Here is a 23199-nt window from a genome sequence, read left to right on the forward strand (position 1 = left end):
TAATTTTACTTGGCAAGGTCAATCGCTATAACACTCATTCCCCAGGGTTTTATTTTCAGGTCAACAGTTCCTTTTGCAGCATTGGCCCAACTTTGATCACCTTGCAAAACAACACTCTTACCCCATTTGGTAATTTTCCCATCGCCAATTTTTGATACATCAATAGCCATGGAACCGCTTTGTGCTAAAGGAGACTGGTTCAAAACCAATACATACAACTTATCTTTCTGCAGTCCCAAGGCACCAACATATTCAAAGTTGGGATTTTCACTTTTAAGCAAGCCTACGGGCATACACAGGTTGGCCTTATTGCCATAAACATCGCCCGGCGCAAACCCATAGGATACATGCGGCCCAACCTTGGGTGTCATAAACCCGCTCGGGAATTCCACTTTGCCGCCTGAGCGCAAATGCGCTTCGGATATTAAATAATCCGTTATCCAGCCGATCTGCCAAAAGGCATGATGCGGGAACACTTTAGCCCCTTTAGCAACATTTTCAAGGGCGCTCCAGTAATAAATACTTTGGCCGTTCTCCGCATCAACATAGGCGTCCCTACCGCGCGCTGCAACACGCGCCATGTGCAAAAACAAGCTATCGTTGGTCATCTCGAACATCCGGGTAAACAGGCCCGCGAAACTTGATATTAAAATAGGTCCGCCGCTGGCAGTGCCTTTAATGTGCTCGACACTCAATCCAGCTTCGGCAATTTCCCAGTCCTGGCGCTCCATGTTGCCTACTTTCTTAATTTTTGTTGTGGCAATGGGTTGGGTAAAGATCGATGTTGCGTATATTTTTGCTGCCTCTATCGCCGCCTTCTTATAATAACCGTTCTTTGTGGTTTTGTACAGTTCCAGCAGCGATTCCGAACATTGTGCCGTGGCAAAGTCCCAGATATTACGCGCATCGCCGCATACACCTAAATAATACCCTTTATCAACACCATTCTTCACCAGCCAATCCGCACCTTTTTTTGCCGCATCCAAATATTTTTGATCGCCCAATATGCGATAAGCGATCAGTAAGCCATACCACGTTGGGCGCAAATCTTGAAGATCAGGAAAACTCAATTGATGGCTCACCCTATCATAAGCCACATCAAAACCACCATCAGCATGTTGCCAGGCTATCAATCTATCGGCGGCAAGTTTTACGCGTTCGCGTAATTCTGGATCGTTGGGTTTAAATAGCAACATATTACCCATATCCATTAAGGTATAATAGGTAGTGTAAAGAGGTTCTACCCAATTACCTCGTTCACTTCCCACACCATCCTCATCAGCATATTCACCCATCGCGCCGCCGTAAAAAAAACCTTTATCAGTTTCCTGTATCGCCAATTTATAATTACGCACAAAAGGCAGGTGCTTTTGCATGGCCGGATTATTTCCGGCGAAAGCCAGCATACAAAACGCACCTACATCCGCGTTTTTCTGCCCGTTGGCACCAATTTGCAATCCCTTGCATTCCCAGGTTGTCCAGTTTGATTTTTTATCGTTTTGTAGATAATCCTGCATCAGGCTGACCCTTTCGGATAGTGAGCGTTTTTCCTGCTGTATGTTCAGCATGTTCGAAAACTGGTAGATATCATTTACCGCATGCGTAAAAACCGGGAACCAATCCGCTGCCTGTATCGAATACCGGAATTTGAAAGCAACAGTTTCTCCTGGATTGATCAACGAGCCAACCTGACCCAAAACCGGAGAATAAGCCACAGGTGTTAATTGGTTATGGCGATCCATGGTGGACATGCCAACTTTATTCAATCCCTTTGTGATCGAATCTTTCTCGTACGAATCTGCCCCCATTCCCGGGTCAGGTATGACCGCCAAGGTGACTTTATCTTTTGTGGTTAACATTGGGCTTAATGTCATGGTGTTACGCTCTTTAGCCAAAGCCGGCACCGACGGCAAACCCATACTGTATTTGGTGGCCAAACCAACATCGTTCTGTATTTCGCGGCCGTACCAGTTACCCGGGATCATCCCCCACGATAAATTATTAGGCTCAAGTACCGCAACAGTTGGCGTCCCTATTGAAAACGAACCTCTAAGTTTAGCTTTTACCATAATTTCGACATGGATATCGGTAGGATAATTGGGATCGATCTTCCACGTTGATTCCATGACGCCAAAACGCAATTCCTGGGTGAACGTAATCGTACCATCTGCTGATTTTTTTGCGATTGACGGGTAAAAGGTATATGCTTTTCCTTCTATATCCTGATCAACCAATGCTGGCGCAGGTTTACGGTTTAAGTATATAATAGTAAAAGCTCCCGATGGATTAGCCAATGTTTTGCCACCCGCATTAATACTGCTGATATGCCAGCCATCTTTCTCCTGTGTCCAGGATACTTTTAACTGTTTGGATGATAAACTAATATCGTACTGGGCATATAAAGCCTGCGATGTAAGCCACAAAAAGCAGGTAACTAATGATCTTTTCATTAATAATATTTTTCTGGTATTAATTTACAATTGGTTTGGCGCTATAGCGCACTGCTATTTAATCACCACCCAATATTACTCTTTATATAATTCAAATTGTTAAAAACACCCCGTATAACAAATGTGGGAATGTTCCCAATACATGGGAATGCTCCCAATTGGCAATAAAAAAAAGCAACAGGCCTTAAACCTGCTGCTCCCACATTTATTTACATTGATCTAAAATCCGCTGCCTGTTTTTGGATAAACGCCATATAAAGTATGACGAAATAAAGATAACCGCACCAACAGTTACCACTATAGCCGAATACTTTGGCGCAATATATCCAAGTACCATAATGCCAAAACCCACCACACCTATCGAAATGCCAATCACACTTATCCCAAAAATATTTTGCCTCTCGGCCTCTTTGTGATGCGTTGCTGATTCTGCCACGGCATCGTCGGCCAGTATCTCCTGCTCAATTAATAAGGCGCCGTAGGCAATCTGGCCCTTGTTACGATAGTAAATTTCAAAAAGTCCTAATATTAAAATTGGCAAACCTACTCCCAACATGGTTTCAACTGTGCGATTAAACTTGATCTGTAGCGCAACCGGACTTATTACTTTAAAAAACAGGTTGATCAATAATGATATTATCGTAGCCATAATTACGCTCAGCGATGTTTGATATCTCGAAAACAACGACCATACAATTGGTGCAAACAAAGCCCCACCAGCTATTGAAGCTATACTTAATACCACCTCAACAATACCACCAGCCCTCGGTATCAATATGGCAAATATGATCGTGCCAATCCCAAATAACAAAGTAAATAAGCGGGCAATCAATATCACTTCCTTTTCGGATGCTTTGGGGCGCATCAGGTTTTTATATAAGTCCGTCGCGAAAACCGTGGCCGCTAAATTTATCGTCGTGTTGGCCTTACTTGATGTTGCGGATATCATCCCGGCCAATACCAATCCTATTAAGCCCGCGGGCATTACCCTTTGACAAAGCATCATATAAGCACCTTCGGGTTCCAACCCATGTAAATTTGGATTGATAATACGGTAGATCATGGGCGGCAACATCCATATCAATGGACTGATCAGGTATAGCCCGGTAAATATCCAGGCTACTTTTTTGGCGTTACGCTCGGTAGCAACACTTGTATACCGCTGTACATAACTCCAATTACCACCAATATAAACCGTTTGGTAAACAATAAAGGCCAGCATAAAACCGAAAGTATAATCGGCATTAAAGGGCTTGAAAAAATCGGCAGGGGCTTTATCAATTAAATTATGTACACCGCCAATTTGTGTAAATGCTATCGGGATAACAATAACAACCGATGCGCTCAATATTACAAATTGCACAACATCGGTAACCAAAACCGCCCACAAGCCACCGGCCGCGGTGTATAATACGATAATTAAGCCGATACCAATAATGCAGCTATTTAAATCGAATGGTGTTGATACCTGCACCATTTTACCAACTGGGTATAATACCGAAGCAGTTGTAAATAAACTTAGCGCTAATATAAGGTAGGTATAAAACTGCTTTGATCCAGGCCCAAAACGCTTTCCTATATATTCGGCGGCCGTTTTAACTTTTGTTTTTTTCCATTTGCCTGCTATAAATATGGCCACGAGTAAACCGCTTATGGCCATGGTCAACTGTATCATATTAGATACTAAACCAAACTTATAAGCTATAGATCCCCATACCACGAACGTGCCTGCCGAGAAGTAACTTATAAATAAGGATAACCCGTTTATCCACCATGGCGTTTCGCCACCGGCCTCAAAAAACGCCTGCCCGTTTTTACTGCCGGCGCGGGTAAAAGTTAAACCTATGCCAAATATAAGCACGGCAAAAACAGACATAACAATAAAATCTAACTGTACCATACAAGCGGCTTACGGAATAAAATTACTGGGTTCATTGGCAAACTTAAACAGGTTTATAACCGTTCGTGTTATAAAGCACTAATTTACGACTGCAAGCTAATATAGCAGAATTAATAGCAACCCTATCGCTCATTAATGCAACAATAACCTTGGGAGTGTTCCCATTTTTTGGGAAGAAAATCATTTTTGAACTATAAATTTTTATATATTTATACAAGTTTGTATTTCCGATTATGAAGAACCACCAGATCACCATTATTGACATTGCCAAAGAACTAAACATTTCTAAATCAACCGTTTCAAGGGCTCTGACGGGTCACCCAAACGTAAAATCGGAAACCAGGAAGGCCGTACTTGACCTGGCCGAAAAAATGGATTACCAGCGAAATATGCTTTCTATTAGTTTGATCACTAATAAAAGCTATACCATTGGAATTATCGTCCCCGAATTCATGACCTCTTTTTTTCCGCAGGTTGTCGTTGGTGCGCAGGAAGAAGCCGCCAAAGCGGGATACAACGTGATCATCAACCAATCCAATGAGAACTACAAAACTGAGGTAGCAAATTCTAAGGTCATGTTGTCCAGCCAGGTTGATGGGGTATTGGTTTCGATGAGTAAAGAAACCCGGAATTACGATCACCTGAAGAAATTTCAGCGCAAAGGCATCCCAATCGTATTTTTCAACCGCGTTTGCGATGAGATGATGGTGCCGAAAGTAGTGGTTAATGACCATGACGCGGCTTTCAGAGCGGTCGAACATTTAATACAAACAGGCCATAAACGCATAGCGCATTTAGCCGGGCCCGACAGCTTGGCCATCAGCCGCAAAAGATTAAATGGTTATTTAGATGCCTTAAAAAAATACGATATACCGTTTTCCGAAGACCTCGTGATACAGTACGATCTGACCTTAAGCAAGGTTAAAATTTATATCAAACACCTGATGAGCTTAGATCCTCGTCCTGATGCCTTATTCGCGGTAAACGACCCTACTGCCATCGAGGCTATGCAGGTGATCAAAAAAATGGGACTACGCATTCCGGAGGATGTTGCAATTGTGGGATTTGGAGATAATTATGGTTCAAGTTTTATCGAACCCAGCTTAACTACGGTTAGCCAGCCTGTACAGGAAATTGGCCGGACCGCCATGACCTTGCTCTTGGGAATGATCAATAAAGATATGTCGCAATGGAAGGCAGTAACGAAATCACTGGAGGCCAAGCTCATCATCCGTAATTCGAGCAAAGCAAATAAAAAAACGCTTTAACCTAATAACACCTGATTGCGAAAACCGCGGCCGGCACATTTGCCGATGGGTGTTCTACCACTATCGTAAGTTTACTGGTGGTAATCGGTTTATCGAACCGGATCGTATTGCGCGACTGGTAGTTGCCTGTTTTGGAATATATCACCTTATTATGATCATCACATATTTTATAATTACGGACACAGAATGGCATAACCGTTTCCGGATGTGTCATGAGCACAGATTCCATGGGATGATCAAAATCGGTATCAAACCAGAGCTCTATTTTATTGATCTGTTGCGGTATCTCCCACTGCACCGTAATGGCAGGTTCAGCATCATTTAGATCAGCGGCCCAGGCGTTCGGCTGAGTAACGGGCCTGTCAATCCCATTCCTAATATTTTCAATGCCAAAAACAGCCAGGCCGGGCTCTATTTTTAAAGCTATATTTTGCCCTTCCGGGCGGCGCTCAGGGCACCAAAATTCAAACTCATCAACCCCGATATCTTCCGGAGGCACCTGTTTTCCATAATTTGATACCGCTTTATTGACAAGATTAAATACCGATAATATACCGCTGACACGCTGATGAGAGCGATACAGTTTAACTAAAGGATTTTTCAGAAAGGTTAGAAAAGCGTATGTATCATCCTCTAATTGCACTGAAAAATCTGCCTGAATGCAATTACGCCCCGGCTGTATATTAAAAGTTTGTTTGGCTACGGTCACATCAGGTGTGAAATTTCCCTGCCTGCCACTCAGACGAAGCTCTACCTCTAATTCACCATACCCGTCCGAATCGGCATGAAATACAATAGCGGGTACTTCCCCTTTGCCAAACGGTAGCATTTGCGCGACGTCAATATCCAGTTCGCGCCTGCTGTTACCTTCCGGCAATTCTGTTAATACGAGTTCGCTTGAGGCGCTTAATTTTGCAAATTGAACCAAGTCGTCCTTATCTTTCAAAACTATACCTGGTATATGTTGACCATTTTTCAACAGATTATGCTGTAGTTCACCTATCAAACCCTTATTGTAAATATCAGCCGGCACAAGGCCCTTGTCCTTACACAATTGAGCCGCCAATGCAACGGCCTGCGCGCAATAGGCCCCTGTAGCCATTACCCTTGTAGAACCAAAAGCCACATGTGTAGCGCTGATAATACGCCCGGTTAAAAACAGGTTATTGATATCTTTACTGTATAAACTACGGTAAGGGATCTGGTAAAGCCCTTTACTGTGCCACTGGTTACAGCCGGGCTTTTCACTGAAGATTCCGTCAGCGGGATGCAGATCTATTGACCATCCTCCGTAAGCCACCGCATCATCATGTGCGCGCTGGGCAATAATATCCTGTTGCTTGATGATATAGTCGCCCATAAAACGGCGGCTTTCGCGTTTACCGGGTATCATACCGACCCACTCCAGGGTCAAATTTTCAGCTTCCGGAAACTCGCCCGAGTTCTTGATATAGTTCCAGGCACCGTAAACCACCTTCCACAGCTCCCATTTAATTTTTTCGGTATCGTGTATAGTATCTAAGCGCCCCCCATATTCAAGCCACCATAATTTGCAACCGTAGTCTTTTGTATTAAAAGACCGGAACTTGGGTATCTGTGTAATATCGGCCATGGCAAAGTCCGGAGCATGATATTTTACAGGTTTTCCGCTATCCTTGCTATAAAAATAAAGGCTGTGGCCCAATAACTCCCCATACGCCTTTGATGGCGCGAATTTTTCATCAAACTCTTGCCGGTTTTCTGCTCCCATCCTAAATGAAGCACCGGATAAAAAGCCTATGATACCATCGCCTGATGCATCACAAAATAAAGGCGCCCTTAATTCATACTCGGTTGAATTTTGACTGCAAAAACCGTTCACCTGCGAAATGGTACGATCGTCAGATTTTAACAAACTATGCACCGAAGTGTTTAACAATAAAGTGATATTGGGTTCGCTTACCACTTTATTTAATAAAATAACGTCAAATATCAGCGGATTACCCTCCGGGTTTTTATAAGTATTTTCAACTAATATTTCATCAACCAGTCCGCCTTCGCGCGCCCAACGGTTGTTATTGCCCATATGCGATGTCGCGCCTAATATCCACAGTCTAACCTCGCTCGAAGAATTACCGCCCAGGACAGGCCTGTCCTGCACCAATACCACTTTTAACCCGGCGCGTGCCGCCGTAACGGCGCCGCATACACCGGCAAGGCCACCGCCAACGATAACAAGGTTGGCAGTCATGCGCTCAACCTTTAATTCCCTCGAAGATGTAAAATTCTCTTTTATCATGTCAGCTTAACTATGCCACAAATTAAATAGTATTCTCAAAGGCCTTTCTTTGATTACGGCGATAAACATTGTGGGAACGTTTCCAAAGCTTGGGAACGTTTCCATTAAACAAAACCAGCTCTTTATAGCTTTTTATATGTTGATGACGAATGGCACCTGACTTTTTAGCGGGAACCAAAAACTGATATAACCTACGCGCTATCATGCCGGCGCCCGCTGAATCCGGATGCAGCTTGTCTTTAAACATTTCGGGATGACCAATTAAAAGGGAATGCAAATCAATCATTTCGCAGTGTTCCTCCGCTGCAACTTGTTGAATTACAGGGATAATTAAATTTGGAATATCCATATTATAATCATCGCCCGGCTTAGGGTTTAAATAATTCACAACTGGGTATAGGAGCACAACGCGCGGGCTTGAGGCCAGCATTTTAAACTGCTGCACTAAAGCTTTATAATTAGTGTAAAAGCTATCGATATATTTACGGTAGTAAGGCCGGCTATCATTGGTACCGAGCTTAATGAAAATGATATCGGCCTTGCTCGCCAACGCGTCCTGGTATTGTTTCGTGTCGATGTAAGCATTGCCACCAGCGTGTAAAGCGGTCTTCCCGCTCGATCCAAAGTTCATTACCTCGTAACGATCACCAAGCAAAGCTTGCAACTGCGCCGGGTACGAGTTATGTTCCCTATCCGGGATCAGATAGCCGTAAGTGATACTGTTGCCAATACAGGCGACCCTGATCTTATTTTGTGCCTCACACGGCAGTACAAATAAAGCCAGTAAAAAAAGGAGGTATTTATAGCTTTTCATCCCCGATCAATTAATGTTTTTTATTAATTCGCCCCGGATCAGTACTTTACCGAGCCATATAACGCATTTGTTGTATTTATCCGGGTTGGCCGTAATGTCGGCAAGTTGATTGGTCCCTAATAATGCTTTTTTATCCGGGATCTCTGACGAGATCACCAACTGCACCTGGTGCTCGCCGTAGGGTACATCAACAAAATCATACTGTCCCCGGTAACGGTTATTACACCAATGACTGAACCTGTTCAATGACTTCAGCTTTTTCCCGTCCACAACTAGATCAAGCTGGCCAACTTCAGGCCCTCCGATATCAAAAACACCGATCTTATTACCTTTAAAACTAAATGAGAAAAAAGAACCTGGCCGATCTGCCTGCATGACGTAGGAGAACCAGGGTGCAAATTGTTTTAAGTTGGCGTTGGTTTTAGGGTCTATCTTTTCCCAGCCCGAACTAAAGGTCAATTGCTCCAGACCAAGCATTTTACCATCTTCCCAGTTGTCTTTAATCATTGGTGCGGGCAGCACGTGTTTTTTAGCCGACCCGACACTTTGCATTTTATTAAGCGATCTGACAATAGCGCCCGCATAGATATACCCGCCAAATTCTGTGGGATGTATACCGTCAGAGAATACAGGTTTATCCGTAACCTTCGGATCAGGTTTAAAGATCAGTTTGCCTTGCGCTTCCAGTGCGGATGGTTCCCACCCCAAATGGATGGCCGGCAAATGGTAATGATCCGCCAACGTTTCCAGTTCTAAAATATTGGCCGGCTCTTCGCCCTTCATATACAACTGGCTCTGCCCGCTCATGATCGCGTAAAGCAGGCAGATATCAGTCCCGGGATCATTTTTGATAACCTCACGAATTATGCCCTCCAAACCCGGCAAATAAGAACCATTGACCGCGAATTCGACAAACAACAGGTCTGGTTTATAATTCAGCACCTGGTTTTGTATACGGCAAGCCCCCAAGTCGGTACCCGAACCGGACACGCCGGCATTCATAAACCTGATCGCGCTTTTAGGATACAGCGCCCGGATATATTTGGCCGTTTGGTTACGGTACTTATTGTCCATCTGAGTGACGCTCCCGCCGATAAAAGCGATCGTTAGCGGTTTACCCGCGTTAACTTTATTAAAAAAATTAGGCAAGCCGTTCCTGCTAATCAATTCTTTATCATTGCTATAACCGGATACCTGCTGGCCCTCCGGCAATAGCCCAGCTTCAAAAAACAAAGGCGATGCCCCGGCCTGGCTGGCGGCAATTGCGTCTTGCCGGTTAAAAATATTGGCCTGCCGGGTGTTCTTTAACCCGCTGCAAGCGCTCAAAGCTAAAGCAATGATAGAACAGCTATATTTACAGTAACGGTACATGCTTATTGCTTTATAATTTCGTAATGGTGCGCCACCGGTTTATTTTCGACGTAGATCTGCCCGTGCAGTGCTTTCATCTTAAGAATCATATCGGCCTGCTGCCTTTTTACCGGCATATAGTCTTTTTGAAAACTGAGGAGATTTTTGTAGGCCGTTGTGGTGGTATCTTTCGCCGCAGTTATCTGTTTAGCAAAAAAATCTTCGGCGCCGGCAACCGAATAATTACGGGCGCGCATCCGCCCGGCTTCCAGCGCCCTAACGTACCTTACTTTACTTTCCAATTGCCAAAGCTCCTGGAACAAGCCCAGCAACCTTACGGATTGCGCATATTGTGGTGTATGGCTATTTTGCGACAGGTTAATACCTGCGGATAGCTGGGTACCACTATAAGTACCAGCCTGTTTGCCATCGACTAATATCTGGTAATTCCCTGCTTTTAAGCCGGTCACTTTCAGATTTTCCCGGTTCAGCTCTGGTATAAAGGGTACCAGTTCTAAAGCCGGTTTCGCGTCATCGGCTACCGGGAAAGGCAAGGCGCCTTCCTTCCAGTTAAAACTGATCCCACCATCTTGGTATTGAATTGCAGTAACCATTCCATTAACCTGAACAGGCCCTGTTAAGTGCACTGCGCTCAGTTGAAGCGAGGACACCTCCTGGCGGAACTCCGTAGATTTAAGAAACTCGTAAGCCATGATAAAATGGCCCATGGCTCCGGGATGCACCCTATCCGGCCCTATGATGGTACGGGTGGAATCCGCCTGTTGATATTTGCGGCCTATTTCATCCATCGGCCCCCAATAGTCAACTACTTTCAAATTATATTTCACACCAAATTCCTTTACGATGGCGGCGCACTTTTTAAGCGCGTGATTGCGCCCGGGTAAGCGAACATCGGCCAAAGCCGCGGTTTCATCATAAATCGTAGGCGTTTGCAAGATCACTCGGCCGCAGTATTTTAACAAGGTTTGAATAATGGATTCATAGTTTTTCTGGTAAGTGTCCAAGGCCTGCTGGCGACGGGCTTCGATGCCGGGTTCCGCGCCAGCTTGTTTGGTGTACAATGTTTTGTCGACATCGTTCATGCCAAGCTTCAGAACACAAATCGTAGGTTTATTCGCCAGGATATCGCTATCCATACGGGCTATAACCTGCGCCGCTACATTTCCCGGCACACCGCAATTAATCATTTCCAGGTCCATATCCGGGTACCGAGTGGCATAATATAGAGCGATTTGGTGAAAGAAGCCGCCGTTATAAGTGATGCTGTTACCCACAAAGCAAACCCGGTCCCCTTTTTTAAAAACAGGCTGCTGAGCTCGCAAGGACCGGGGAAAACCAAGCATGAGCATAAAGGCCAACAGGGCATAGAAAATAGTCCGCCGTCCGCAAAGTTTATTGATCCTTTTGTTTAATCCCATTAACCTGGTTTTTATTGTATAGTAAGCGTAATCTGTTTAACCACTTCCTCGTTGCCGTAAACACTGGCATTGGCGGCCGTAAAGGTAACCACGTAAGTGCCCGCGGTCTTGAAAGTATATGTATAATCGTTGCTGGCCAACCGGGCTGATGATTCTTTGACAAAAGTACCGACATCGTTTGACACTTTATTAAGCACGATGCCGCCGCTGTAAGCCCAATCGTCTATCGCCACCGTTGCCGTAGCGGCAGTCGCCGCACCGGTTACCACGAGCGATGTACCCGCGGTAACGACCCAGTTTGCTGTGTTGTTCAGCCGGAAGGGCACCCAGCCGGGGCTGAATACCGTCGCTACGCCATAATTGGTGATCGCGGTCGAATTCAGGTTAGCAATCGTGTATACACTGCCATCGGCCAGCGTATTCGTCACGGTCAGTCCCGTGATCGTCCATTTATTTTGGATAGCCCCTGTTGTTGCCAGGTACCTGAAGGCGATATATACCGGCTTATCTGCGGGGAAATCCGATAGGTCAATGGCGCCGGAGGCTACAGCGGTCGCGCTTGTAGCCAGGGTTGCCCGGCCGGTGATATCTGTCCATGTGGCGGCCGCGATATTTTTAGCTGTCGTTGCCGAATCGATTCCCATACCCGCGAAATTACTCGACACCAGCACCAATAAAGAATTGGCCTGGGTACCCGCATTACGTGCCGAAGTAAATTGCAATTTCGGGGTACCGGCCGCGTTGTACCTGTTCAGGTTAGCATAATTTAACCCCTGTTCTCCGGAGAAGAACGTAATATAATCCGGGTTGCCCGACAGGTGGAAGGTAACTGTGGAACCCACCGCCCAGGTGGTTTTATCCACGGTGACATTGAAATCTGGTGCAACCTCTTTTTCTTTGATTTTGAGACATCCTGTGCCAAAAAGCGCGATAGCTGCAATGGCGGTAAATACTATTTTTTTCATATACTTATAATTAACCGGTGAATAGCTTACCATCCCGGATTTTGCTTAATCAAGTTATTTAAAGAGATCTCATTAGCCGGTATAGGCTGTAAAAGATAAGTTGGCGATATCAGGTTGCCCGGCAGTACCGCAAAAGCCTTATAGGTTGAAGGCGCATTGATATTATCTTCCGCAGTTACGGATTGCAGGGTTGATATATAAATACCCCAGCGTACCAGGTCAAGTTTTCTCCAGCCCTCAAAACAAAGTTCGCGCGCGCGCTCATCCTGTATGGTTTGCCTGAAGGTAGCCTGGTCAGCGTAAGCCGGAGCTTTGAGATCCGCATCAGCTAACAATTGCAGCGAAGGGGTCAACACGCCGCCGGTTCCCCCGCCTCCGCTGATCGTTACTGTAGGGGTTGATGTATAAAAGGTACCGTGATTGGTCATGGTTACCGAGGTTATTTTGCCGCCCGAAACCGTGGCCGTCGCTGTAGCCCCACTGCCCCCTCCACCGCTAATGGTGATGGTCGGCGCGGTTGTGTAGCCGGTACCCGCATTGGCGATGCTTAACTGTTTAACCCCTTCTCCGTTCAATAATTTACCGTAACCACGCTCCCTTACCAGATTGACCGCATTCACGCCGGCTGTGGTGGGCCCGTTAACCTCGTTATCGGCTTCGGCGAACATGAGCAACACATCCGAATAACGCAGCATGGAAAAATTAGTCGGTGTACTGCTTTGGAAACGGGCGCCTGTCAGCTCATATGCGCGGTCAAACTTGTTGGGCTGCCTGTCATAGATCTGGGCGGCCGTATAATAGGCTTTACCGGTAGCCTGGTTATTGCTGGTATATTTAAACGGAGCGATGGCCCAATCCCTTCGCAGGTCCAACGATTTATCAGGTATTAACGGATCAGTCAGATTGGGATCTTTTTCGTAATAATTATACACACGTTGATGGATCCTGTATGCACCTGTAACCAGCGGGTAAGCGGAATTCGTTTGCGTGACACCCAAAAAAACGCTGAGCCCTGGCGCATATTCAGTATAGGTATCACCCTGGCCCGTAGTATAGTAACCAATTTCCCACAGGCTTTCTTTCGTATCGTAAAGATTCTGCACCATATTGATGAATACCTGGCTGTAAGAAGCATTGAGCTGATGTAAACCCGAATCCATTACCTTTTTCGCCCAAGAAGCGGCAAGTGCGTATTTGCTAACATCATTATTAGGAAACCCTGCTGCGTATAAACAAACACGCGCCAAAATCCCTCTCACAGTTGACTGGGTGATCCTTTCGTTGTAAGCGTAAGCTGTAGCCGGCGCAACAAGTCCCTCTGCCGTAGTCATTTCACTGATGATAAACTCATACACTTGTTTTAATGGCGTACGGGCAATGTTGACGTCTAATACCGATTGGGTAGGAGCTGTCCGGAGCGGTACATCCCCAAAATTCTCAGCGAGGATAAAATAGAAAAAAGCCCGCAGGAACATAGCTTCACCTTTAGCTATCGCCCGGTGGCCTTCGTCCATGGTCGGCTTATTGATATTGGCCAGCACGATATTGGCCCGCTGAATCCCCACATAACAGGCAGACCAGATAGCGAATATCAACGGGTCGCTTGAACTATAGGTTAAGGCACGCGTACCTGTACCGCTCGACGCAAAATACATTTCATCACTTAGGTTCAAGCTGGTAGACATGCCATCGGGGCTCGTCGCACCAGTAAACGCGCTCCCGAACATGCCTCCCTTTTGGAGCTGGTCATATACAGCGGTAAGGGCAGATTGTAATTGCGTTTCGTTGGTAAAATAAGTTTCAGCAGCCAGAAAATCCGTTGGTGTAGCATCAAGCATCTTTTGGCAGGAACAAAGGCTGGATAAAATGATCGTTAATATGATTATCTTCTTCATGATCAAAAAATTAAAATGTAAGTGACAATCCGGCAACTAAAACGCGTGCCGGCGGGTACGAGGAAAAATCAAAACCCGGTGTCAGCGGGCTGTCCCTTACAGACACATCAGGACTGCTACCCGGGTAGTTGGTGAACATGTAAATATTTTGCGCAGAAACATAGACACGTAAACTACGCACGCCAACTTTATCAAGTGCAGATTTTGGTAAAGTATAGCCCAATGACGCCGTTTTGAAAGACAGGTAAGATCCGTCCACGATATCCCGGCTGTAATTGTAATTGGTAGTAGCACCGCCTGCACGGGGGATATTGGTGTCCGTATTGGTCGGCGTCCAGCGGTTGGCAAAGGTTGCAAACTGGTTGGTATTCGCATTCGAACCGTTTTCGAAAACCAGGATATTGTTATCCATGATCTGGTTACCGTAAACAAACTGGAAGAAGATATTTAAATCAAATCCTTTGTAATTGAACGTATTGGTAAAACCACCCGTAAAATCCGGGTTGGGATTGCCGATGATCGCATAATCGTTAGCATTGGTGATGCCGTCATGGTTCAGGTCGACAAACTTGATATCACCCGGTTTAATGTTACCCCGTGTCGCGGCCGTGTTGTTGGATGGCACGCTTGATTTTAAAACATAGGTACCGTTCGTAGATTTATCGAAATCACTGTATTGGTAAACCCCGTCGTAAATCAGGCCGTAGAACAATGCGATCGGCTGGCCTACCTTGGCAATATAATAAGGGATGGACACCCCGTTGACACCCGTAGTTGTTATGGATTCTTGGTTTTGGGTAAGCGCCAGCACTTTATTCTTATTGAACGATATATTGAAGCTGGACGACCATTGGAACTTGCTTTTGGCGATATTGATTGTATTTAAGGTGAATTCCAAACCTGTATTGGAAACAGACCCTACGTTTTTAATAGCCTGAGAATAACCTGTTGTAATGGGCAATGAGGCGTTCAAAAGCAGGTCCGATGTTACTTTGTGGTAATAATCGGTTGTTAAACTTATCCTGCCCTTTAAAAGCTCAAGGTCTAAACCCAGGTCGGCTTCCTTTGTAGTTTCCCACTTCAGATCGAGGTTGGTCAGGGTACTGGAGATGGCACCCTGGCTCGGCGTAGCATTCCCGAATGAGTAGTAAGCACTCGTAAAATTCAGGGTGGAGAAATAGGAATACGGAGGTATGCCGTTATTACCAATGGCGCCATAGCTTGCCCGGAACTTTGCGTCCGAAATAAAAGGCAAAGCCTTCATGAAAGGTTCTGCGCTAACACGGTAAGCAAATGCGCCGGAAGGGAAATAACCCCATTTGTTTTTAGGGGGAAATTTGGATGAACCATCCGCCCTGAAGGTACCGGTGAGGTAATATTTCGACTTATAGTTATAATTGACGCGGGCCAGATAAGACTGCAGCGCATAATTGCTTGATGTAGCGATCACGGTACCAGGCGTACCTTCGTCCAGGCCGCTGATACCTAAAGATTCGTTCGGCAGGAAAGTAGCGGAAGAGCCGTTGGTCGTTTGCCTGGTCGTTTGAAGGGAATAGCCGATCGTCGCGCTTACTGTATGGCCGTTGAAGGATTTGCTGTAATTCAGCTGATCTTCGTTCGATAGCGTTGAAACCTTGGAATTGGAAACAGCACCGTTAACTCCCTTGATACTGCCGACTATACTTGCGCCGGCATAGGTAAGCGAATTGAAAAACTGGTCGTGTTCGTTACTCACATTATTCACACCGCCGGCCACATGCAGCCGCAGGTCTTTAAACAGTGCATAATCAACACTTCCAGTTGCAAATACCGGGGTACCGATGGTTTGATCGAAAGCATTCTGGGCCTGTAGAAAGGGGTTCACCCGGGGTGGCGCGCCACCGATATCGGGGTCCTGCAGTTGCGTGGTAATATCAATATTGGGATCAACCTGTACCGGCCGGTAACCCCATAAATTCGGCATAAAAGCAGAATAGCCGCCATTAGCGCTGGCCGGATTACCAAATTGTTTGCTACTGCTCACGCGAACCATCAGGCCGACCTTTAACTTATCGGAAAGCTTCTGGTCTATCGTGATCGCCCCCTGGAACCTCTTGTAACCCGTATTGATAATGATACCATCCTGGCTCAGTATCGAACCGCTGATCGAATATTGTGTTTTATCCGTCCCCCCTCTGATCGATAGGTTATGATTCTGATTGATCCCGGTACGGAAAACCATGCCGTACCAATCAATAGGCGCCACATTTTTGTAATCATCGAGCGTTTTGCCCGCACCGGTGGTGTATTCAGCACCGTAAAGTGTGGGTGAAATTTCCAGTTGCAATTTTACGAACTCGTAGGGGCTCAACACCGCGACACGGCGCAGGTCTTTTTGCGTACCATAATAGGCATTGTAATTCACCTCAGGGTTACCTACTTTACCCCGTTTGGTGGTAATGATAATTACCCCGTTAGATCCCCTTGCACCGTATATCGCTGTCGAAGAGGCATCTTTCAGCACATCAAGCGAGGCGATATCATTAGGACTGATGGAATTCAGGTCAAAGTTCTCTATAGGAAAACCATCGACAACATATAACGGAGTATTGCTGCCTGTAATCGAATTGGCCCCTCTGATAACGATACTGGTGCTTGATCCAGGCTGACCGTCGAATGAGCTGACACGCACACCTGCTAATCGGCCGGCCAATGCATCATCGATAGATTTGACAGGAGCCTTATCAAGATCGGCCATATTAGCCGCGGAAACCGACCCGGTAAGATCCTTTTTCCTGGAAGTCCCGTAGCCGATAACTACCACTTCGTTGAGGCCGTGAGTATCTTCACTAAGGGTCGCATTGATAACCCGGCGGTCATTCGCGGAAAGTTCAATATTAACGTAACCGATAAAGCTGAAAACCAATACCGGATTATCAACGGTAGTTTTAATGGTATATTTGCCGGCTTTATCGGTTGAGACGGCAACATTTGGGGCGCTCTTGATTTTCACGGTCACACCGGCCAGCGTTTCACCGTCTGAGCCCTTGACAACTCCTGAGATGATTTTTTCGCCCTTGGTTTGCGCTGAAGCGTGGGAAACCACAGCCAGGAGCAATAGCCATAAGGCCAAAAATCGCAAAGAGAATCTGGAAAACTTAAAAAAGTAAACAGGTTTCATCATAATTTGGGTTTAATTAAATTGGGTACTGATAATTGGTCACCAAATATAGCTGCGTATCACATCCACATCCTTTTTCCGGACGCCTTATCTACTTGGGAATGTTCCCATTTTTTGGGAACGCTACCAAAAGTAAGGAGACAACGGATCAATTTCAAAGAATGACCGAAAGGTAATTATTGAAGCGAAAACAGGAAAGCCTATAGGAAAACTGATGGCAACCCTGCGCCAGGCCAGGATGCCGGCGAAGGGGCTAAAAATTAAGGGGAATGTATTGTAGGTTATGGATGGATAACGATCGGGTTATCCGTTCTGAAAGGAATGGCAGGTAAGCCTGCATCGTTATACAAATTAAGGCTCCCGGGATTATCGGCCCATGCGTAGCGTACCGTTAAGGGTTCCTTAACCTCTTCGCTCCAAACGCTAATGGTATTATCGCCCGTTATTTTAGCCTTAGCCCAGTAATAGTGATGATCGCTGCCGGCTACCGCAAATCCACGGATATCCATATCACCATCCTTACTTTGTAAACGGCTGCCCATGGTGTTAAAGGTAATTTGAGCAACACCGTTCACTATAGCCATGCTTTTGTATAGCGGGCCTGAGTAAACCACATGCTGATGATAGATGGTCGCCAGCGCATCCAAAGCAAGCCTCGCTCCCACATCCTGCTTGTTAGGGGGATGAAGGTTCCCGTCGCCGGTATCCATAGCAATGGCCATGGCTGTGTTGGGTAAGGCCAGTGTAGCCGTTTGTACCTCCCTTATCTCGGCCCAGCTACTTTCGGATGGCTGTAAGGGCGGCCTGGTGTAATTAGCGAGCGATACGAACAGGAACGGGATATCGCCCAGCCCCCAATGCGCGCGCCAATCCCTGATCAGGTTGGGGAAGATACGGGCATATTGCTGCGCCCGCCCTGCATTGCCTTCGCCCTGGTACCAGATGATACCCCTGATACCAAAAGGGATCAATGGGCTGATCATACCGTTATACAAAATGGTGGGATAGTCATTTTTCTGGATATCCAGCCCGTGCTGCAATATTTCCGAAAGTTTGAACTTCCAGGTACCGGCAAGGCTTTGCTTACCTGCGCTGCTTAAAATAAACATATCTTCGGCTTTGCCGCACATGCCGCCGATACCACTACGGTTTAATATGCGTACCGTAAGCAAATTACGGCCTTCCTTCAAAAACTGAGCAGGTACTCGATATACCCTGTCACCTACGTTTAAAGTCGCCCCTATTTGCTCACCATTGATATAACTGATATCATCATCATCAATACGGGATAAATGTATTTCAATAGGTTGCAAAGCCTCTTCTTTCGTCAGCATAAACTCTTTCCGGCTCCAGCCCACACCGACGAAAAGTGGGTCCCAGGCGGCAGGTACTTGCAGGTTACTCCAGGTACTGATATCCAGGTTAGGTGCAGCGTACACCGCTACTCCGCCCAGCAATCCTTTATCCTTTGTTGGGAATTCGCCCGCGAACCGGGTGATATGTTCCACCCTGTCTTGCTTTTGTTTAACAAGATCAATGCTTTGAAGCTTTTTGACAGGCCCGCTAAAATCAGGGTCCTGCAACATATTATCAGGGCTCGACCAGATCTCGGCGGAAGTGCCGCCCACATTACTGCTGATGAGGCCAATGGCCACGTTGAGCCTTTGATGCAGCGCGCGCCCAAAGAAATAGCCCACTCCCGAAAATTTCCCAACCGTTGCTGGTGAACATTCTACCCAGTGCCCGCCTTCCAGGTCATCCTGCGGGAACTGCGATAAACGGCTCGGTACGCTAAATAACCTGATCTTGGGATAATTGGCCCCGGCTATTTCTTGTTCCGAATGATCTACCGACGACACCTGCAGGCCCATATTGGATTGACCGGTACAAGCCCATACCTCGCCGATCATGATATTGGTCAGTTCGATCCTGTTATCGCCCTCGATACGCATGGTATAAGGGCCCCCATAATCCATCACCGGTAAAATGGTTTTCCATTTACCATCGGTACCTGCTTTGGTTTTAATGACCTTACCCGCAAAATGAATGGTGACGGCTTCGCCCTGACGGGCGAAGCCCCAGATAGCATTGGCTTTACCCTGCTGCAATACCATATTCGAGCTGAATATTTTGGCAAGGCTCAAGCCTTTCACAGGATCTTGTTGCGAACCTTCCGGGACGAGTTGCGCGTTCGCGCCCCCCACACCCAATTTAAAGGTGAACAGGATGATGGTCAATAGGGATCGGTAGTGTTTCATATCAGTTTATTCCGGTATTCTTTAAAATAAAATCCACAATCATGCTTGGGTTAGGTAAACTATGCGGGTGATGTTTAAAGCCTGGCTTATGATATACCACAATATTCCCGCCCAACTCCCTAATTCTCTGTTCGAAAGGGATGGTATTTTCTTCTGGTGGTACCACCTCATCCGCATCGGCTAATAAGTGCAGCATAGGATAATGTCCTTTGACGATCTGTTTCACTTTATTGATCGGGCTGTTAGCAAAAGCAGCTTCGCCTTCGGGTGTTTTCAGGTTGTAATCGGTTTGTACCTTGAGCCAGTCGGCCTTGCTACCAGGACCTTTGCCTTTGCCGCCGGGCCAGCTTTTGAGATCAAGTACCGGGTTATCGGCATATACGCAGGCAACTTTTTTAGGGTTTTCGGCGGCCCAGTTATACAGGTAAACCCCGCCGCGGCTCATCCCTTCCAATACTACCTTTTTCGCCAGGCCCGCTTTACGCATCAGATCGTAATATTTATCCCATAAGTTAACGGCTTCCTTATTACCGTAAAGTTCAGCTACATCGCAATAAACAATATGGAAACCGTGTTCGAGCAAGGCGATATCGGCCTGTGGCTCGTGCCCCCAAAAACGCGCGCGCCATACCCATGGATGCCCGGCGGCGGCCCATTTGGGTTTCACGACCTTGCAGTTCCGGCCGTTAAAGCTGAAGTCGGCGCATACGTATCCGTAAAAAGAGGACACTTTTTCGGGATTGGGTAAATTAGCCGAGATATTAAAAATGGTATCGCGTTTTTGCCTGATCAGCTGGTACAACCGACTGGCTATAAGGGATGCGCCTTCCCTTTGCGGGTGTATACCATCGGGAAGTAATTCAGGTTTATTGATAAACAGCGAATGCATGTCGATCACTTCCAAACTATCCTGATAGGCCACTTGCTGGATAAGCGGGATAATCCTGGTCTTGATCACCGGGTCATAAATACTATTGGAGTCCGTTTTAAATGAAGGCAGGGGCAGCAAAAGCACGATGCGCGGACGGGAACTCAATTGCGCGAATGACCGGATCAGCTCGTTATAATCGTTTTTAAAACTACCCAAAAACGGGCGGTTAACGGCTTTGCTATCGTTTGTCCCTAATTTGATAAAAACGATATCGGGCTTACTTTCCAAAGCCTCTTTATATCTGGAATTTATCCAATAGGGGTTGTTCCCCTTTTTAAGTAAAGTAGTGCCGCTCACGCCATAATTGGTTACCTGATACCCGTTTCCCAATAAAGCTTGTAACTGCGCGGGGTACGAATTGAGCTCAGGATGCGTAATCCCTGCTCCTGCTGTAATACTATTACCGATGCAGGCCACTTTGATCGTTTGGGACCATGCGCAGGTCGCCGTTAAAAGGAGAATGAGTGTAATGATCGGTTTAAAATGCAGCTTTTTCATCGTCGTATCAGTTGATTGTGGTTGGGAATTCGGTGATGCGCAGCCTGGTGCTGCCATAAGGTACCAGGGTTATCCTATGGATCGTCTTTTCAGTATCAAACTGACCGGGAGCTGGCAATTCAGGTGTGAACCTGTTTTCCAATAAGGTCCATTGCTTAACTTTCCTGGCCGGAACCTTGATGATGACCGGTGATTTGCCCGGATCCAGGGGATAGCCTGTACTGCCTGTCTTAATAACCTCGATCTTTTGACTGAAGCTGGCTTCATTTACAGCCAAAGCATAGTTCCAGTTCCCGGCAGGGCGGATATCCAGGGCCGGGAAGTTCGGATCGGGTGAATGCTTGCCACCCAGATTAGCATATGTAGCGGTATCGGTTTTTACCTTTTCGGGAATGGCAAAGGCATACAATAGAGGGCCGCGTTCTACAGTAACACCCTGCCCAGCATTGACCAGCTTGGCATCCATTGGTAATTGCAGCGTGATTTTATCGCCTTTGGTAAATTTGCGGTTTATTGTAACAAATGTTCCGCTCTTTAGCGCAGCAACATACGGTTTACCATTGATGGTTACCGATGGCGATGAACACCAGCCAGGAATGCGGAACATAAACGGCATATCAACAGGTTTTTCAGTTTCAAAAGTAAAGCCGATCAGATCCGAGAACGGATAGCTTGTTGCTTCCTTAATAATCACCTGTTGGCCACTGTTCAACACTACTTTTTCTTCCGACGGGCCGTATAGCGCAGCTATCGGGTTACCTTTCGCATCGCGCATCCACATCCGCGCCACGTAATTAGGCATCATCCGGTGAACATTGCCCGCGCAACATTCAGTTTCGTGGCAAGGCCAGTAGGCCATCCAGGTAGAGCCGTGCATGAATTTGTTCTGGTTAGAGTTACCTGTGGCGATGAACTGGTTAACGCTTGAAAAATATTGCAACTGTTTAAAATCCTTCGACACACAACCCGGTCCGGCGTTGAATACAGCCTTCTCGATATGGTCGGCCCAGGTAGCATCGCCAGTTGCCATCAACAGATACCCAACCGCCCACGTATAATCAGTGATGTCGCAGGTCTCGTGGCTGTGCAAAGGGTTCTTACCGGCCAAAAACTCGCTCGAACTGGGTACGCCATCGGGCAACATATGATCACGATCCAGTTTTCTCATCACGTTAACAGCGGCATCCAGGTACTCCTTTTTTCCGGTAAACGCATATAGGATAGCAGGCAATTTAGCCATCTCCATATAGGTAACGCCGTGCAATACAACACTATCGGGAGAAAGGGAGTTTTTCAGATTCAATTCAAAACCGCCCAGGGCGTAAGCTTTCTCTGAAAGGTCGAGCAGCTTTTGATCACCTGTCTTCCCGTAGGTCCATAAAGCACCCTCAATGTTGACAATGGCACGTTTAAACTTGCCCAGTTCTTCAGGGGTATAACTTAAATAATGTTTGTGCAGGGCCGCAATGATCTTTGGATCGCCGGTAGCCATATATTCGGCTTCCATGGCCCTGAAAAATACAGCGATGGGCCATTGGCTGACGAATAATCCCGGCCCAAGCCTGCCGTTAGGCTGTACATGTTCCAGCGTGTAGTTGATCCCGGCGCGGCCTTTGGCTATCAGTTCAGCATCGTTCAATTCAAAACCTAAACGCAATAATCCGTCTGTATAATAAGCGGTTTGTTCGTAACGCCACCAGTTGTCACCATGTTTTTCGCCGATACGTTCGATACTACCGGCCCAAAGGCAGGTATTGAACGGATACGATAACACATCAGGATGCCCGGTCAAACCCGAACGCTGACGGTTTAGATATTCAAGAAGCCAACCTTTTGCGGAATTAGCCGTCATAGGGCTTTCGCGGAATTTATCGAAACGGGGCACCAGTTCATCGGTCGGCTCCACCCGAGTTAAAGGCGGTTTTACCGCAAATATCCCAAGGCAGGCCATGGCGAAAATCGTGATCAGTAAAAATAGCTTTTTCATAAGTAT

At 46.4% G+C, this 23199-nt stretch carries 13 protein-coding genes; 1 reads left to right on the forward strand and 12 read right to left on the reverse strand.

Features of this window, described 5'->3' with window-relative positions; genetic code table 11:
- Positions 1–5: 5 nt before the first annotated feature.
- Together BDD43_RS00075 and BDD43_RS00080 are read right to left on the reverse strand one after the other, a co-directional pair.
- Positions 6–2450, reverse strand: a complete 2445-nt coding sequence (locus BDD43_RS00075; protein WP_121195526.1) for a glycerophosphoryl diester phosphodiesterase — start codon at positions 2448–2450, stop codon at positions 6–8.
- Positions 2451–2655: 205 nt separating this feature from the next.
- A complete protein-coding gene (locus BDD43_RS00080; RefSeq protein WP_121201823.1) occupies positions 2656–4326 on the reverse strand; it encodes a sodium:solute symporter family protein in 1671 nt (556 codons plus the stop codon).
- Positions 4327–4583: 257 nt separating this feature from the next.
- Here BDD43_RS00080 and BDD43_RS00085 point away from each other — a divergent pair, with 257 nt between their 5' ends.
- Positions 4584–5618, forward strand: coding sequence for a LacI family DNA-binding transcriptional regulator (locus tag BDD43_RS00085; protein WP_121195527.1), 1035 nt, complete (start codon positions 4584–4586; stop codon positions 5616–5618).
- A 1-nt stretch (position 5619) separates the two neighbouring features.
- Here BDD43_RS00085 and BDD43_RS00090 read toward each other — a convergent pair whose 3' ends face one another.
- From BDD43_RS00090 to BDD43_RS00135, 10 genes are all read right to left on the reverse strand, one after another.
- Entirely contained in the window at positions 5620–7896 is a 2277-nt protein-coding gene (locus tag BDD43_RS00090; RefSeq protein WP_121195528.1) for an FAD-dependent oxidoreductase, read from the reverse strand.
- 22 nt (positions 7897–7918) lie between these two features.
- A complete protein-coding gene (locus tag BDD43_RS00095; RefSeq protein ID WP_121195529.1) occupies positions 7919–8710 on the reverse strand; it encodes a GDSL-type esterase/lipase family protein in 792 nt (263 codons plus the stop codon).
- Positions 8711–8716: 6 nt separating this feature from the next.
- Positions 8717–10081, reverse strand: coding sequence for an SGNH/GDSL hydrolase family protein (locus BDD43_RS00100; protein WP_121195530.1), 1365 nt, complete (start codon positions 10079–10081; stop codon positions 8717–8719).
- 2 nt (positions 10082–10083) lie between these two features.
- On the reverse strand, positions 10084–11499 hold the full coding sequence (locus BDD43_RS00105; RefSeq protein ID WP_121195531.1) for an SGNH/GDSL hydrolase family protein: 1416 nt from the start codon (positions 11497–11499) through the stop codon (positions 10084–10086).
- A gap of 11 nt (positions 11500–11510) precedes the next feature.
- On the reverse strand, positions 11511–12464 hold the full coding sequence (locus BDD43_RS00110) for a DUF5017 domain-containing protein (RefSeq protein WP_162846937.1): 954 nt from the start codon (positions 12462–12464) through the stop codon (positions 11511–11513).
- Between the two features lie 26 nt (positions 12465–12490).
- On the reverse strand, positions 12491–14359 hold the full coding sequence (locus BDD43_RS00115) for a RagB/SusD family nutrient uptake outer membrane protein (RefSeq protein ID WP_121195534.1): 1869 nt from the start codon (positions 14357–14359) through the stop codon (positions 12491–12493).
- A gap of 10 nt (positions 14360–14369) precedes the next feature.
- A complete protein-coding gene (locus BDD43_RS00120; RefSeq protein WP_121195535.1) occupies positions 14370–17522 on the reverse strand; it encodes a SusC/RagA family TonB-linked outer membrane protein in 3153 nt (1050 codons plus the stop codon).
- A gap of 278 nt (positions 17523–17800) precedes the next feature.
- The gene (locus BDD43_RS00125; protein WP_121195537.1) at positions 17801–19777 is read right to left on the reverse strand and encodes a sialate O-acetylesterase; all 1977 of its coding nucleotides are present in this window, start codon (positions 19775–19777) and stop codon (positions 17801–17803) included.
- A 1-nt stretch (position 19778) separates the two neighbouring features.
- Positions 19779–21206, reverse strand: coding sequence for a GDSL-type esterase/lipase family protein (locus BDD43_RS00130; protein WP_121195539.1), 1428 nt, complete (start codon positions 21204–21206; stop codon positions 19779–19781).
- A gap of 7 nt (positions 21207–21213) precedes the next feature.
- The gene (locus tag BDD43_RS00135) at positions 21214–23193 is read right to left on the reverse strand and encodes a beta-L-arabinofuranosidase domain-containing protein (protein WP_121195540.1); all 1980 of its coding nucleotides are present in this window, start codon (positions 23191–23193) and stop codon (positions 21214–21216) included.
- Positions 23194–23199: the final 6 nt, after the last annotated feature.

The sequence above is a fragment of the Mucilaginibacter gracilis genome (genome assembly GCF_003633615.1).
In the GTDB taxonomy this organism is placed as follows: Bacteria; Bacteroidota; Bacteroidia; order Sphingobacteriales; family Sphingobacteriaceae; genus Mucilaginibacter; species Mucilaginibacter gracilis.

Excerpts from the sequence above, each read along its gene's own strand:
- BDD43_RS00130 (WP_121195539.1), bottom strand. The coding sequence starts at position 21,206 with ATGAAAAAGCTGCATTTTAAACCGATCATTACACTCATTCTCCTTTTA.
- BDD43_RS00095 (WP_121195529.1), bottom strand. The coding sequence starts at position 8,710 with ATGAAAAGCTATAAATACCTCCTTTTTTTACTGGCTTTATTTGTACTG.
- BDD43_RS00115 (WP_121195534.1), bottom strand. The coding sequence starts at position 14,359 with ATGAAGAAGATAATCATATTAACGATCATTTTATCCAGCCTTTGTTCC.
- BDD43_RS00125 (WP_121195537.1), bottom strand. The coding sequence starts at position 19,777 with ATGAAACACTACCGATCCCTATTGACCATCATCCTGTTCACCTTTAAA.
- BDD43_RS00080 (WP_121201823.1), bottom strand. The coding sequence starts at position 4,326 with ATGTCTGTTTTTGCCGTGCTTATATTTGGCATAGGTTTAACTTTTACC.
- BDD43_RS00090 (WP_121195528.1), bottom strand. The coding sequence starts at position 7,896 with ATGATAAAAGAGAATTTTACATCTTCGAGGGAATTAAAGGTTGAGCGC.
- BDD43_RS00135 (WP_121195540.1), bottom strand. The coding sequence starts at position 23,193 with ATGAAAAAGCTATTTTTACTGATCACGATTTTCGCCATGGCCTGCCTT.
- BDD43_RS00110 (WP_162846937.1), bottom strand. The coding sequence starts at position 12,464 with ATGAAAAAAATAGTATTTACCGCCATTGCAGCTATCGCGCTTTTTGGC.
- BDD43_RS00105 (WP_121195531.1), bottom strand. The coding sequence starts at position 11,499 with ATGGGATTAAACAAAAGGATCAATAAACTTTGCGGACGGCGGACTATT.
- BDD43_RS00120 (WP_121195535.1), bottom strand. The coding sequence starts at position 17,522 with ATGATGAAACCTGTTTACTTTTTTAAGTTTTCCAGATTCTCTTTGCGA.
- BDD43_RS00075 (WP_121195526.1), bottom strand. The coding sequence starts at position 2,450 with ATGAAAAGATCATTAGTTACCTGCTTTTTGTGGCTTACATCGCAGGCT.
- BDD43_RS00085 (WP_121195527.1), top strand. The coding sequence starts at position 4,584 with ATGAAGAACCACCAGATCACCATTATTGACATTGCCAAAGAACTAAAC.
- BDD43_RS00100 (WP_121195530.1), bottom strand. The coding sequence starts at position 10,081 with ATGTACCGTTACTGTAAATATAGCTGTTCTATCATTGCTTTAGCTTTG.